This window comes from uncultured Bradyrhizobium sp. (assembly GCF_947648125.1).
In the GTDB taxonomy this organism is placed as follows: Bacteria; Pseudomonadota; Alphaproteobacteria; order Rhizobiales; family Xanthobacteraceae; genus Bradyrhizobium.
This window is the reverse complement of the sequence record NZ_CANSMR010000001.1, coordinates 548,568-562,798: the sequence shown is the minus strand read 5'-3', so window position 1 is coordinate 562,798 and position 14,231 is coordinate 548,568. Positions and strand designations below refer to the sequence as shown.

The following is a 14,231-nucleotide window of genomic DNA, read 5'->3' as shown; positions in this document are numbered from 1 at the left end:
GATTCGCACGCAGCTACGCGGGACGCCAACGGGCGCCGAACTTGATCGACAAAACGCGCGCGACAGAGAGAGCTTAGCGCCGCACGCTACGGCGCGACGCTGGTGACCGAGGCCCGAGTCAGCCGGCCGAGATACCAGTTGGTGTAGTCATTGGTGTAGGTATTTGTCGTCGTCTTGCTGAAGCCGTCCGGCGTCGACACCACGACCTGTGTCGCATTGTTGTAGGCGTCGTACTGGTTCGTCGTGGTCACTGCCGGCAGTGCTGAGCCATCCAGGTCGAAGCCAGTCGAGACGTTCTGCGACAACGACACCCGGTAGGGCGCGCTTCCCGGGCTGATCGCTGTTCCACCGAGCAGGTTGCTGAGTTGATAGGTGTTGGTCGACTGCCCCAGCGTCTGCGTGCCGATGGTCCGTGTCGCCGACGACACCAGCCCGATATACGGGAAGTCCTGCCGGTACGTCGTCGAGTCGGAGATGTTGGTCTGAAGATCCTTTACCGTCATCTGCCGGAACCCAAGGAAACCTCTTCCGCTCAAATCGAGCTTTGCTCCAGCATACCGATACGTCGAGCTATACGTTCCCCCGACGCCGTTCGAAACACCGACCTGCGACACCACATTCATCGCGGATTGCCAATCCACCTGCGGATAAACCGCGGTCGTATCCTTGCTGTAGACACCGCCGTTCGACAGCGGCAAGTATGAGATCGCGGTCTTCGCACCAAGGCCAGTCGTTATTGTGCCAACCAAATCCGGCGAGACACCATCACTTAACCACATGCTCCGCTTGCCCTGCGAAGGGACGTTGGATTGATTGGGCGTCGCCCCCCCCATTGCGGCCCATTGGGCCTGATTGGCGTTAGGCTGCGTACTGACGTTAGATAGCGTGCCCGGATCGACCAGATTCCAAAATACATCCGCCTTGCCATCGCCGTTGAAATCAGCGAGCGCCGGGAACCATCCGTTGTAGTAGCTATCGAACCCGCCAACGTTGGAGTTTATCGAAAAGGTGCCGTCGCCGTTGCTGAGCCACAGAATCCGCTGGCCCAGAGACCGGCCATCCGCAGACTCATTGTCCCACAAAATGTCGGCCTTGCCGTCACCATTGAAGTCTGCAAACAGGCAACGCCATCCGACATAGTAGCCATCGAGCCCTGCAACGTTCGAGATGCCCGCAAACGTCCCGTCCCCCCTGCTAAGCCACAACACGCGCTTCCCCGACGAACGGCCATCATTGTAGCCATTTTGGTAATCCCACAGGATGTCGGTCTTTCCATCGCCATTGAAATCAGCGAACAAAGCTCGCCACCCAATGTAGTAGCCGTCTGCACCGGCAAAGTTATTGGTCTGAGCGAACGAATTGTTCCCGGTGTTGATCCAGAGAATCCTGGTGCCGGACGATCGACCATCCGCATAATTGCTGTAGTCCCAGACAATGTCCGTCTTTCCATCACCGTTGATATCTGCGAACTGTGCACGCCACCCAATGAAGTAGCCGTCCGCCCCCGCAACATTGCCGATGGTGGAGAACGTTCCGTCACCATTGCTGATCCAAGCATTCCGATTGCCCGACGAACGGCCATCTGAATAACCGGCCTGATTGTCCCACCAGATGTCGGTCTTTCCATCTCCGTTCAGATCGACGAGGTAAGCGCGCCAGCCGATATAATAGCCGTCTACCCCGGCAACGTTGCCAATGATGTTGAATGTGCCGTCACCATTGCTGATCCAAAGTATGCGATGGCCAGATGACCTGCCGTCCGCATAGCCGCCCGCGTCATCCCAGAGAATGTCGCTCTTTCCGTCACCATTGAAGTCGCCGAACAAGGCATGCCACCCCTTGTAGTAACCATCAGCTCCAGCGACATTGGAAGTTGCAGTAAACGTGCCATCGCCGTTGCTCATCCAGATGATGCGATTGCCAGACGACCGACCGTCCGTGTTGGGGTACTGATTATCCCAGAAGACGTCGGTCTTTCCGTCCCCGTTAAAATCAGCGAAAGTCGCCGTCCAACCGATGTAGGTGCCATCGGCGTTCGCAAGGTTCAACAAATTCTGAGTTGGCGCCGATGCGCCGTTCTGTGCCGCGAAGACAGTTGAGGGAAGGCAGTTGCCACTCCCATCACACACTGTCACATTCGTTAGCCGGCTGGACTGAGTGGATGGGCTTCGGTCGTAAGCAAGTTGATAGTCTGTCGTGAGGCTAGCTCCGGCATAAGTTTTGACGTCGGTCAGGCGGACGGTGGTCTGAGACAGCGATCCGGCCTGATAGCGCGGAGTGATATCTGGCTTAGCTGCATAAACGAACTGCACGGAATTGTAGGCGCCAACAGACGCTGTTACGTTGCCGGTATAATCGATCCTGCTCGGATAATATTGGCCATTAATCGTGTCGTTGATGTAGGTAACCGCGAAATAGTTGGTCTTGACGTCACTCACCTTGTTGACCGCCCACAATCGCGCGGTGGTCTTTCCCTGAGCCAGAATAAGCGAATCGGTCGTACGTCCGAACTCCATCACTTGGCCGGACTTCGTATGCACTTCGAACCAGGCCGGCCCGCTGCCCGCGGCGCCGTGGGAAATGACCTTCGAGAACGCGTCAATCTCAGTGCGATACTCGGTGCCATCGGCTCCATAAACGCCGTTGAAAGCGACGAGCCGCTGCCCATCCAGACAAAAGCGATCGTTAGCATCATAATTTACGCTACCGACCACACCATCCTGCGCCAACGTTCGCGGACAGCGCGCGATCGACGGCAAGCCGGCGAGGGTCCACCCCATTCCCAGCAGACCGTCGCCATCTTGACTGCTGTATTGGAGAGACAGAGTCGGAGCCATGCCGGCCGTTCCTGGCGGCACCGCGATAGGAATACTGTAGGTGCCGGCCCCACTCTGACCAACTGTGAACTGGCCCTGAAGCGCCATCGTACCTGAAGAGGCGCCAGTTGGAAGCAAAGCTAGATGAAAAGCAGATAGAGCAAAAACCGCCTTGGACACGTACGCAAACACGCGTTGGCGACGGCCAACGATGCTATCCACCTGCATCCCCCAACTCCCCTTCCAATCGGCGCAAAACTCGGCAACAGAATACAACCTCTAGATACAAAACCTGTGCGAGCCGTCAACCAGATCTACAACTTTTCCAAAACTAACTTTCTTTTTGCAACATAGGCACGCCGGAATGGCGCTGAGAGCACATCGGTTTTGTCGCGCGACCGCTCTCCAAACATTCGCCCTCACCGGGATTAGAACGTCTAACCGGTCAGACCAGCAGCAAGTAAGCCGCAGCGGTGCTGCGAGTTGAAAGAGCCTGAGTGGAAGCCATCCGCAAAGCAGCGCGGCACCCGACTGGCATGCGATGGTCGATGGCGTTCGAAATCCTAGCTGGCTTTGGACCTCTTGCGCGTCACGCGACCGGACGACAACGAATCATGCGCAGCGAGCGCCTCCCCGGAAGCTTCCACTCGTTGCAAAGCTTCCAGTGGTGTTACGCCGGTGCGGAGTACCGTTCTTGCGCCAGAAACAGCGTCACGGCAGCAAAGAAGATCCCGTTCTATGAGCCCAAGGCCGGCGGCTTCGAATGGCTCACCGCGATACCTCCCCCCAGCACGCGCGCGACCTCTGGATGGAACTAGCTTCGCACACGCTCCGTCCCGATGATGCACCGGGCCGGGCCAAATAGCTCTGCCGGAAACACAGCCGCGACTACCCAACGATTGCGCGCGGTCGGATAGACGCACCATTGTCACTCGACGATCCGACCTACTTGGAAGGTATGATGCTCCGAGGTGAGACTGTGTCGGAGCGCTTGCAAGAGCGACGGTAGCGAGCACACCACCAGGCGGCAGCGGCGCCGCCTAGTGCCTCACCGCTACTCACAACCCTCATGCCTATTTTACTATACATCAATCTTAGATTGTCACACGTTTGGCGAAGTTCGCATGTCAAGTGTCGCCGTGGCGCAATCGCCCACAAGCTAATTAACCTAGGGAACCACCTCAATGCCATGGCAGACCGCGACCAATGTCCTGATACCTTCACTGTCCCCCGTCGAATTCCCCGCTGTCTTTCTCAATACTGCTACTGGCGTTTTCCAACTATGCGGCCAACCCGCAGGTGCGATCCCAACCCCGAACGCATGGCACGACCTAGACTTGAAAAGCATCGGAGTGCCAGCGACGGCGCTCGCGGTCGATATTCGGGGTTTTTTGATCATCACCAGCGGGACAGGAACAAGCATCGCCGACCTTGCGGTGGCATTCCGGTCACCCGCATCTGGCGCTTCCGTGTACACACCCGGCAGTTATGTTAACCAGACAATCTCGGTATTACCTACTGGCGGGTCGCGCACGAATGGCACCGCGATCGCTCCCTGCGTCAATGGGGTAACGCAGTGGGCGTGGCTCCGCGGTGATAATGGCAAGGGCGAATGGCCGGATCAGCCCATTCCTCCCTATCCGACCGGTGCATCCTACGGGTTGAATCTGAGCGTGGCGCAGATATTCATGCCGTAGACTGGCGTTGGGGGAAGTTTCCGACGCGATCTCTACAGACTTGCGCTAGATGTGAAGAAGCCATGGGCGAGTGGCGGGAGCGAGCCAACAAGCGCAGGTCGCCCCGTTGTCGCTCGACATGCCAGCCTACCTAGACGGGCACAAGGCTCCGAGGCGAGATCGCGTCGAACGGATTGCGCGGAGCTAGCTCACTCGCGCTGCGCTAGGCGGCGGTCTCCGCCGTCTGGCGTTCGCAGCATCCACTTATTGTAATCTTCATCGGAAAGGTACCAAGGATGACCGCCGCAGCTTCCCAATAGGTGGCCAGCGGATGCTCATTGCAGGACGATCGGTTTAAGAGTCTGAACGTCGGGCCTCGGTCGCGTCGGCAGCCGGCCGATCAAGTTCGTTACCCCGCTGGGCGCGGACAAGTTGTACGATGCATTCGTCAGAGGTGGGAAAGGCAACCGGCTGCGGACCGCTGAAAAACTGGTCGTGTTATGCCGAAAGGCCTGGCGCGTCGTTCATCGGTTGCCTCCCGCCGAGTTCCCAGCGGACATACCGAACCCCTGGCTGGGCGTCACGATGGCAACCCGGGTCAAGCAGGTCAGACACGCCGTTACGCGAGAGAGCAGACCTACAAGTTCGCGCACGGTTGCCTGGAGCATGGTGAGCCGGAGTATGACGCTGCAGCGGTCATCTGCTTCGAGTAGTTGCAGCGCCCGGAGAACATGATTGCCGGCCACATCAAATGGACTAGTTATCGGACCGGGCAAAAGCCAACGATTCGAATCGAACACCACAAGACCGGAGCCCGTCATCGACCATCCCCTTTTTTGGAAGAGCGACTTCCAACCGGCGAGATTGTCAGATTCTATGAGGAAGCCGAGGCGGTGCAGGCGAAGCTCGTACGTCGCGGCGTACCCATGATTCTACTGGAAGTCGAGGAAGGCGTTTCCAGCCCACTCCTTCTCTGGCATGCAAAAGATTGTCCAGCGCATGAGAAAAGCAATTGGCCTGCCCGAAGAAGTTCGCCCTGGACGCCTGTCGGCACGGGGTATGACCGAACTCGATGGGGCGGAACTGACCGAGGGCCAAGGACGCGCCCTATCTGCGCACCGCGCCCGGGAAAGCAATTCGGGATGCGCCAAGCGCACCGATGCCCGGATGCTTTCGGCGACCTAGAAGCGCCACGCCCACATGCTGGCGAACCAAGTGGCAACAGACGTTCAGAATGCGGCATCTGACACAGTTCAGAGTGCCGGATCGGACTGGCTGGGCGGGAGGATCGAAGTTCCGAATGGCGGAATCAAAATCCGGCTCAGCCGACAACCTTGATCGACGCCGCCCGACGATCGGTCGCGCTTTCCGCCATCCTCTCAAATCCCGCAAGAAAGATATCCAGCGCATCACTGATCATCTGCGCCTTGTCCTCGAGGACGGGCGCTTCGTAGATGTACTTGCGTACGCCGTAATAGAAGATCCCGCCGTGAAACACCCAGGCCAGCTCCAGTTCGGCGGCGCTGGGCCTGCTTTGGGTCGCGAGGCCGGCGTCGTGGCGGCATTCCCTGAGAATGCGCGTCAGTATCTTTTCCTTGACCATGCCGACATACCAACGGTTGATATCGAGTCCCTTCAGGCCGGAGTAGAGATAGATTCTGAGCCATCTGCGGTTGAAGATCGCATCCGTGTAAACTTCGTAGAATTCCTGCAGCCGCACACGAATCGGACGCGACCGATCCGAGAGCAATTTCTCCCAACCGATCTCCAAGGGTTCCAGATAGACCTTGCGGTAGACCTCCTTGATGAGCTCATCCTTGCTCGGAAAGTAGCGGTAAAGCAGCGGCTGGGTTACGCCGAGCTTGCGCGCCAGGGCACGCGTACCGCCGCCAAATCCTTCCTCGGCAAAGAGCTCGGTTGCCTTGGTGACGAATTCACTGCGACGATCATCGGCTGATAACCGCTTATGCTTGGCGCGCGCTCGCTTGACTGGCGCTTTTCGATTCATGATGTCTTGTCACCGTCGTGAGCCTGGAACCGGCCAAAACCTCCTCGGGCGAACAACAGCGGATTGTTCCGGTTATAGGCGTACGCTTCCACTGCGCCCAGGAAAATGACGTGATCGCCGCCGTAGTAGCGGTTAGCAGCCCGGCATTGGAAATTTGCGACCACGTCGGCAAGCACAGGAGCGTTCCCGAGGCCTGGTGACCAACTCACACCGGCGAATTTGTCACCCGATGATCTGGCAAACTTTATCGCCAGCGTCTGCTGCGACGCGTCAAGAACGTTGACCGTGAAATGGCTGGCATTCTGGAAGATCGGCAGTCCCTGCGAAAACATCCCCAGGCTCCACAACACGAGTGGAGGGTTGAGCGACACCGACGCAAAGGAATTGCACGTAATTCCGTACGGTCGTCCTTCGGCCGACATCGCGGTGACGATCGTCACACCGGTCGCAAACATACCGAGGGCATGGCGGAAGTCACGGGGATCGATCGTCGAGCTGTCGCTTGCGAGTTCACTGGCCGGATCCGGCGGATGTTTGGGTGAGTCGGACATCCCAGCCTCAAAGCGTCAGGTTTTCAGACGGCAGCCCAAGAGCCACCCGCCCGTAATTGGTGCCCGCCGCGTCGAAATTGAAGGCGAGATGTGCGTTCACTGCATGCGCATCGCGAAACTGGCGCTGTAGTGCACCCGAGGTGAACAGGCTGCGCGCCCCGCTCGCTGCAAACAGAAGAGAGACGGCTTCGGTGCACAAATTGACCGCGAACGCGCCATCGCGCCGGAGCTTCGTCTTCGCCGCAATGCTGGGGATATCACCACGCCGAATCTCTGCAAGCACATCAACGCAATTCGTGCGCATGATCAGCCGTGCGGCATCTATCTTCGCAGAGGCCTCGGCGATCTTGATCTGTGTGCTCTGCAGGTCGCCGAGCTTGGCCCGATTGTATGTCGAGGCACGGTGTCGCGCGATCTCGACGTAATCATCCAGGCACGCCTGGGCATTTCCCAGACCGACCCCAGACAGCACATAGGGGAACAACGAGAAAACCGGAAGCATGTAGAGCGCGTTCGGATTGACGACGCTGCCTGGCGTTGCGCCACCCGCAAGATCGCTGACGGCGACCGTCATATGCTCGGGAACGAATGCGTCAGTTACTCGCACATCGTTCGATCCTGTTCCGCGCAGACCTGCCGCGTTCCAGGTGTCGTCGATGCTGTAGTCGCGCCTGTTCAACAGGAAGAGCCGATACTCGACGCCGTCGGCCTCATCATCCGAGGCAACCACGCTCGCGAGCATGTTCCACCCGCAGGCTTCCACCCCGGACGAGAACGGCCAATGACCGCTCAGTAAATAACCGCCACGTGCCTTCCTGGCCCGTCCTGCCGGGAAAACAAAGGAAGACGCGATCAGCGTATCGGGATTCTCGTCCCACACGGCGCTCTGCGCCTCGGGCGCGAACATACCCAGCATCCAGTGGTGGCTCGCAAGATTGGCAAAGTTCCAGGAGACCGAGGCGTCGCCCTGCCCCAGGGCGTCGGCGCAATCGACCAGCGCAACATAGTCGAGTTCGCTGCCCCCGACGCGCTTGGGCTGCAGGATTCGGAAAAGCCCACTATCGTGCAGATCCCGCTCGGTCTCGGGCGGCAAACGGCGCAATTCTTCGGTCCGCGCAGCCCGTTCACGCAGAGCCGGTGCCAGCGCTCGGGCTCGCGCGACCATGAGCGAATAGTGATCCCGATCTGACCCTGGCGGCATCTTGGTGTCGAGCCCGCGGCCAACCTCAACCATGGTCTCTTCCTTCGTTCGATCTCCGAAACATTCGCGCGACGGGTCGTTCGGTTCAGTTTATCGAGCGATCACCAGAGATCAAGACGCGCAAACCTGCGTCCGGCGAATCAAGGCACAGAGTTCTCAACTGCCGCCACCGGGCGTCCAGTGGCGGGAACGCTCTCAGCCATGTTCCGTCCGCGCGGCACAGGGCACCCTAGCATTCTCCCACCCAAAATTCGATGCGAGGCCAAGCTCCGGCTAACGACCGCAGCTTACCGAAGGGTGCGGCCTACGAACCAGAAACGCCAAGAAGCCCGGCGGCCAATCGACCACCGGGCGCCCTACGTCGTCAAATTGTCGGCAACGGTCAATTCCACCTCGCAGGAACTAGACGAGCTGCTTCCGCCAATACAGCGTGTGCTGCCATGCCCAGGGCGAGGCAGGTTGGAAGAGCCGATACCCCTGCCGGATGAAGTTGTTGGCTGAGAAATGATTGAGTGCGCTTCTTGTATGGCTCCGCGCAAGCGAGCGGATCTGCGTGATCGTCTTTGCCAAGCTATTTCTCCTCCCAATCGGACGGGAGATATTCGCTCGGAGCCGTATCGACATCATGCGTATCAGGATCGGGCAACGCCGAGCGAAATGCGATCGTGGGAAAATCCGTTCGCTCGCCTTCGTGACGCGGACGGGGGATGAACTGTATGATCTCTGCGCTCATGTAAACTCCAACAACGCAATGGCGATCAGGCCGGCGAGTGCGAGCGATATCAAATAAGCAGTCATGCGAACCTCGTTGATCGGCCGTCCGCGCGCGATGCGGCCATCGAATGGAATGTGCGGCAGATCGCGCAGCGGGCGGCGATCTTTGGGGCGCGAACCTTATCCCTGACGAGTGGGGCCGCGGGCGACGCCGGCTTTCGCCGCGCCGCAGGACCGGCGCGTTCGCGCGCACCGGCCAATTTCACGCTCGTTTCAATGGGTTCGGACGGCGGCTCGCTTGCGACGCTCAGGCGACGGGCTGGGAGGATGTGGCGTCGTGACGTTGCGGCCGCCGTCCGATTGGTGAAACGGCAAAGAAAAAGCCCGCGGCGGATTGCTCCGCGCGGGCTCAACAATTTCTGATTTTCGGATTATGCCCCTGAGTTGCCCGACGTGTCAAACGTTTTTGCGAACTGAATGCGATCGGTAAAATGTGATGCGTCGGCTTCGACGGCGGGAAACCGCTTTGACCGAAACTCTGCGCATGATCCGGAATCGCAACACGAGCCGGCGCCGATCGGCCGTATGCTTGTTGCGATGATGTCAGTGTGCCGCTGAGTTGCCCGACGCGTCAAGCGGACAAGCGGCTCACAACATTTGGATCGACATCAGGACAGTTTTGGCTCGCGTCGGTCGACCCGAGCCGCAGTTAGATTGCAAGGAGGAAGCCTCGATGTATTTCGTTGCTGCCGTGCTCGCGGTCCTGTCCGGCCTGTTCTATGCGGCGGGCCATCATGAGATCGGTTCGATCGGTGCCACCATGTGCCAGTATGGCGGTATCTTCTGCGACAGCCCGGTGCTGGTTCTCGTCGGTGCCGGGTTCGCTGCGGCGTGGGGCATGCTCGTCAGCGTGCGCTGATCGTCCCGCAGTATTTCGACTATAGCTTTGTGCCGCTGATTTGCCCGACGGGTCAATTCCTGCACTTTGCGTCGGATGCAATCTCAAGGACGCCCCGTGTCTGCTACTGCGTGCTCGGATTTGCCGGCTGAGCGGGCTTTGGGCCGGGTGGATCAGGCTCAATCGGTGTCTTGGGCTCGGTCGGCATCACCTTTGCGCCGGCCGCGCGTGCCGCCTCGCCCGTCGTTGAGTAGTTGGCGGAAGCGGCGGGCTGCACCTTCGGCTTGCTCCACGGACCGTGGTCGACCATCAGCATGCCCAGCACGCCGAGGATCGCAACCAGGGCCGCGATCAACAGCGGCGTTCCGCCGTGCCGATTTCGATGCTTGACCGAACGACCATCCGATATGCCATACGCCTGCATTGTCATCATCGTCTCCTCCACGGAAACAAGCCGCAACCGGCGTGTAAGTTTCCGGTTCCGCGATATGAAAGCGAGGCATGTTGCTGGAACCAATCCGCAGCTGCTGAATTTCCCGATATGTGGACGTCGCCACGCGCACGCGCGGATAGCCAGGGTAACGGCCACCCCACCTTTAGTGAAATCGCGGCACGGCACATGAGCTCTGAAACACCCGAGTCTCCGCTTCAGCCCACACTCGGTGAGCGCGCGATCGACACCGCGACGGACGTTTCGCGTACCATCACGGAGGTGTCGGACGGACTTCGAGCGGCGGCCGATCGCCTCAGCGACGCGATCGCGACCTCACGCCGGCCGGGCGGCGTCCTCGCCACCGTGAGCGCGGTCACGCGCGAAGCGCCGCTCGCAAGCCTGTTTGTCGCGTTTCTGCTCGGCGTCGCGGTCGCACGCCGGCGCTAGTGGCCGCCCCGCCGCGAAGGCCGCCTGCCCTAGAACTTGCCCTTGGTGGCGTCCTTGGTGGCTGACATCACGCTTCCGCTGATCTGGCGCATATGTTCGCCGGCATTGGTGAACTGGCTGCGCAGAAATTCCGACTGGATCCGCATCGCCTCCTGCAGATCGGTCGCGTGCACGAGCTTGCGCGCGTGCTCGAACGCCGCCTTCATGTTCTGCTCGGTGAACGACAGCGCCTGTTTTGAAATCTCGCTACCCGTGCCCGGCATCGCCGTCATCGACTTGCTCGCGGCATCAAAGAACAGGCTGAAGGCCTGTTCGGCCTGGTCGATGGTCTTTTCCGCCAGATCGCGCAACTCGGCGGGAACTTCTAGCTTCGGCTCAATCATGATCGCGCCCCCTGAAAAAAGCGTCTGCCAAGGTTAGCATAGATTGTGACGGCGTCAGCGCCGTATCGCCAAGTCTTGAGAGGCCCACTTGTTGCAGCCAAGGAAAATTTACCTAGCAGCGACTGGACTGCACCGCAGGCCGATTCCAATCGTGTCAGCACTGTGGCATAGTGATTCGGCCTCGTCGTTGGTCGCGTTCGCGTCTCTTGTGGGGAATAAGGGGATCCGATGCTGCGCGCCGTTCGTCCAACACCGACCTGCACCCGCTTCAAGACCAGCATAGAGATGCCGTGCATGAAGTGCGGCAGGCAAATGCGGCTCGCCTTGATCGAGCCGCGCGACCAAGTCTACGACGTGCTGACCTATCAGTGCGCGCCGTGCAATTCCGGCGAAAGCTTCCTGAACGCGCGCTAGGCTATCGGCTCGTTCAGTCGTTCAGCACCGCGGCCCCCGCCTCCGTCAGCTCGGGCTGGTCGTCATACAGTTCGACCAGACCAAGTTCGATGAGGACGCCCAGATCCTCGTCGCTGACCGGCGACAGTTTGAGCCGGCCGGCCTGGATATCGCGGAGGGTCCAGCGCAAGGCGATCGCGCGTTCAAGTGAATATTCAGCGAATGGATTGTTTGCCATTCGCTTCGACTAGTGCGGCATTTGGATCAGACTTTGTCTTTGCCGCGGCGGCTTCATGGACACCACAGATAGACGGCGAGCCGGCGCGATCGAGGTACCGGGCGCCCCGACCGCGTCATCGCTCCATATGGCTTCGCAGCGCGCGGCTCAGTAGCGGTAGGGATCTATGTCGAGCAGCGGAAATGCGCTGAACACGCTCGGCAGATTGGTCGGCGTCGCCGGATGCAGATAGGACTTGTCCAGTTCGGCGAAGCTGGTGACGCCGAGCAGACCGAGGCAGCGGATCACCTCGTCCTCCAGCAATTCAAGCATCCGGACGATGCCTGCCTCGCCGGCCGCGGCGAGCGCCCAGCATTGCAGACGGCCGATCCCGACGAGATCGGCCCCGGAGACGATCGCTTTCACAACGTCAGTGCCGCGGCAGATCGAACCGTCGACCATGATCTTGGCGCGGCCGGCGACGGCCTGAACGATCTCGGGCAGGACGTGCATGGATCCGCGGCCGTGGTCGAGCTGCCGTCCGCCATGATTTGAGACGTAGATCCAGTCGACCCCGTGGTCGAGGGCGATCTTGGCGTCTTCCGCGGTGGCGATACCCTTGAGGATGAGAGGAATCTTGTACTTGTCCTTGATCAATTTCACCGTCCGCCATTCCAGCCCCTTCTGGAAATCGCCGCCGGTGGCGCGGATGCGGCTTTCGCGGACATAGCGCTTGGCGATGTCGCGTTCACGCCGGCTGTAATGGGCGGTGTCCACGGTGAGGCAGAACGCAGCGTAACCATTGTCGATGGTGCGGCTGACCGTATCCTCGACGAACGCATCGTCGCCGCGCACATAAAGCTGGAAGATGCGCAAGGCGTCGGGCGCCGCCTTGGCGGTATTCTCCAGCCCAGGCTCCGACACCGAACTCAGCATATGCGCCGCGCCGAACGTCCCCGCTCCGCGCGCGACGGCTGCGCCCGCATCCGGATCGAAGATCTCGAGCGCGCCGACCGGCGCGATCATCACGGGAAGCCGGAGCTTGCGGCCAAATACCTCGGTGGATGGATCCACATTGATGACGTTGCGCAGCACGCGCGGCCGGAACGCGATCTCGTCGAGCGCCATTCTGTTGCGGCGCATCGTGGTCTCGGTTTCCGAGGCGCCGACGATGTAGTCCCAGGCGTTCTGGTTCAACCTGGCGCGGGCCTTTTGCGCGAATTCGTGAAGGTTCTGGAATTCTTCGCCGCTGGCGCCGAGTTCAACATTACGCGCCTGCCGAATGGGGGTCCCGTCATTCATGGTCGTTTCTTCTCCCGATTTGGCCGGCACATTAGCCGCAGATAAACCGGAAAAGCTACCACCTTGACCCACGAAACCGGCCAGCGAAGGCCAGCTATTCGCTTGTGAGATAGATCGGATTTCGACGCCTCCGAGCTGAGCCATCCAACACGCGCTAGCTGCCCGAAAATCGGTTTCGATACTCGGTCGGCGACACGCCGAGGTGGCGCAGGAAGGCCCGCCGCATTCGTTCGTCGTCGCCAAATCCCGCGCGCTTGGCGACCTCGACCACGCCACCGATCTGGCGGCTTTCGAGCAGCAAGCGCGCCGTCTCCACCCGCAGCGCCTCGACGCCGCTAGCAGGTGTCATGCCGGTGCGGCTGACATAGGTTCGGGCAAAGGTGCGCGGCGTCATCCCGGCCTTTTCAGCGAGGGTCTCGACCTTGAGGTCGCTCGTGATGTTCTCGATGATCCAGGCATGCAGCGCGCTGAACCGTCCCTCGACGTCCGAGGCCTGGGCCGCAAGGACGGTTGAGAACTGGCTCTGACCGCCCGGCCGCTTCAGAAACACCACAAGTCTGCGCGCGACATCGAGCGCGATGGTGTGGCCGAAATCCTCCTCGATCATCGCGAGCGCCAGATCGATGCCGGCGCTGACACCCGCCGACGACCAGACATGTCCGTCCTTGACGAAAATCGCGTTGGGCTCGACGCGAATGTTGGGAAAGCCGTCCTGCAAACGCGGACAATAGCGCCAGTGCGTTGCAGCACGCTTGCCGTCCAGAATCCCGGTCCAGGCCAACGCAAATGCGCCGAGGCAGACTGATGCAATGCGGCGCGCCTTTGGCAGCGCCTCCGCAATCCAGTTCATCAACTCGGCGTCGTTGCGGATCTTCCAGATGCCGGGTCCGCCGGGGATCACCAGCGTGTCGACCTCGGCGGGCGCAACACTGGCGATCGGCGCCGTATCGATCATCATACCGACATCGGTCGGCACCAAGCCGCCTGAAGTCGACAAATAGGATAGCGAATAGTCCGGCCCGGGCAGTTCGATCGCCTCCAACTCTGCGAACACCTGAGCCGGCCCCGAGATGTCAAGCAAGGTCACGCCCGGAAAGGCAACGATCGCAATCCGCCGCGTCGCTTTCTTGTCGCGCGGCTCCGGCCGGGGCGGCTTGGCAGTTTTCGAGGGCATATTGTCCTTTAAGCCATT

At 60.2% G+C, this 14,231-nt stretch carries 14 protein-coding genes and 1 pseudogene; 4 read left to right on the top strand and 11 right to left on the bottom strand.

The genetic code is table 11. The features are described from left to right. Window positions 1-86: 86 nt before the first annotated feature. Window positions 87-3,044, bottom strand: coding sequence for an FG-GAP-like repeat-containing protein (locus Q0030_RS02700; protein WP_298363009.1), 2,958 nt, complete (start codon window positions 3,042-3,044; stop codon window positions 87-89). A 956-nt stretch (window positions 3,045-4,000) separates the two neighbouring features. Between Q0030_RS02700 and Q0030_RS02695 the strand changes: the two genes are divergently transcribed. Beyond that, on the top strand, window positions 4,001-4,513 hold the full coding sequence (locus Q0030_RS02695; RefSeq protein ID WP_298363007.1) for a hypothetical protein: 513 nt from the start codon (window positions 4,001-4,003) through the stop codon (window positions 4,511-4,513). Between the two features lie 1,300 nt (window positions 4,514-5,813). Here Q0030_RS02695 and Q0030_RS02690 read toward each other — a convergent pair. From Q0030_RS02690 to Q0030_RS02670, 5 genes and pseudogenes are all read right to left on the bottom strand, one after another. Next, complete coding sequence (locus Q0030_RS02690) at window positions 5,814-6,500, bottom strand: TetR/AcrR family transcriptional regulator (protein WP_298363005.1); 687 nt, start codon at window positions 6,498-6,500, stop codon at window positions 5,814-5,816. Beyond that, window positions 6,497-7,051: a flavin reductase family protein gene (locus Q0030_RS02685; RefSeq protein WP_298363003.1), complete on the bottom strand. Its 555-nt coding sequence runs from the start codon at window positions 7,049-7,051 to the stop codon at window positions 6,497-6,499. Before Q0030_RS02685 ends, Q0030_RS02690 begins: the two co-directional genes overlap by 4 nt. A 7-nt stretch (window positions 7,052-7,058) precedes the next feature. Then, window positions 7,059-8,285: an acyl-CoA dehydrogenase family protein gene (locus Q0030_RS02680; RefSeq protein ID WP_298363001.1), complete on the bottom strand. Its 1,227-nt coding sequence runs from the start codon at window positions 8,283-8,285 to the stop codon at window positions 7,059-7,061. A gap of 369 nt (window positions 8,286-8,654) precedes the next feature. After that, a pseudogene (locus Q0030_RS02675) lies at window positions 8,655-8,753 on the bottom strand (GNAT family N-acetyltransferase); the annotation flags it as partial. A 70-nt stretch (window positions 8,754-8,823) separates the two neighbouring features. After that, a complete protein-coding gene (locus tag Q0030_RS02670; protein ID WP_298362999.1) occupies window positions 8,824-8,985 on the bottom strand; it encodes a hypothetical protein in 162 nt (53 codons plus the stop codon). 714 nt (window positions 8,986-9,699) lie between these two features. On the opposite strand from Q0030_RS02670, the gene Q0030_RS02665 reads away from it, so the two are divergent. Further along, on the top strand, window positions 9,700-9,885 hold the full coding sequence (locus Q0030_RS02665; protein ID WP_173637755.1) for a hypothetical protein: 186 nt from the start codon (window positions 9,700-9,702) through the stop codon (window positions 9,883-9,885). 103 nt (window positions 9,886-9,988) lie between these two features. Here Q0030_RS02665 and Q0030_RS02660 read toward each other — a convergent pair whose 3' ends face one another. Continuing rightward, window positions 9,989-10,288, bottom strand: a complete 300-nt coding sequence (locus Q0030_RS02660; protein WP_298363229.1) for a hypothetical protein — start codon at window positions 10,286-10,288, stop codon at window positions 9,989-9,991. 195 nt (window positions 10,289-10,483) lie between these two features. On the opposite strand from Q0030_RS02660, the gene Q0030_RS02655 reads away from it, so the two are divergent. Further along, window positions 10,484-10,744, top strand: coding sequence for a hypothetical protein (locus tag Q0030_RS02655; RefSeq protein WP_298362994.1), 261 nt, complete (start codon window positions 10,484-10,486; stop codon window positions 10,742-10,744). A 29-nt stretch (window positions 10,745-10,773) separates the two neighbouring features. On the opposite strand, the gene Q0030_RS02650 is transcribed toward Q0030_RS02655, so the two are convergent. Beyond that, the gene (locus Q0030_RS02650) at window positions 10,774-11,127 is read right to left on the bottom strand and encodes a phasin (protein ID WP_298362992.1); all 354 of its coding nucleotides are present in this window, start codon (window positions 11,125-11,127) and stop codon (window positions 10,774-10,776) included. A 228-nt stretch (window positions 11,128-11,355) separates the two neighbouring features. Between Q0030_RS02650 and Q0030_RS02645 the strand changes: the two genes are divergently transcribed. After that, window positions 11,356-11,541, top strand: coding sequence for a hypothetical protein (locus Q0030_RS02645; RefSeq protein WP_298362990.1), 186 nt, complete (start codon window positions 11,356-11,358; stop codon window positions 11,539-11,541). Window positions 11,542-11,554: 13 nt separating this feature from the next. Here Q0030_RS02645 and Q0030_RS02640 read toward each other — a convergent pair whose 3' ends face one another. The 3 genes from Q0030_RS02640 to Q0030_RS02630 form a co-directional block, all read right to left on the bottom strand. Beyond that, the gene (locus Q0030_RS02640; RefSeq protein ID WP_298362988.1) at window positions 11,555-11,758 is read right to left on the bottom strand and encodes a hypothetical protein; all 204 of its coding nucleotides are present in this window, start codon (window positions 11,756-11,758) and stop codon (window positions 11,555-11,557) included. 147 nt (window positions 11,759-11,905) lie between these two features. Beyond that, the gene (locus tag Q0030_RS02635; protein WP_298362986.1) at window positions 11,906-13,039 is read right to left on the bottom strand and encodes an alpha-hydroxy acid oxidase; all 1,134 of its coding nucleotides are present in this window, start codon (window positions 13,037-13,039) and stop codon (window positions 11,906-11,908) included. Window positions 13,040-13,193: 154 nt separating this feature from the next. After that, window positions 13,194-14,213 carry an AraC family transcriptional regulator gene (locus Q0030_RS02630; protein WP_298362984.1) on the bottom strand — a complete coding sequence of 340 codons (1,020 nt, stop codon included), beginning with the start codon at window positions 14,211-14,213 and terminating at the stop codon, window positions 13,194-13,196. Window positions 14,214-14,231 lie beyond the last annotated feature (18 nt).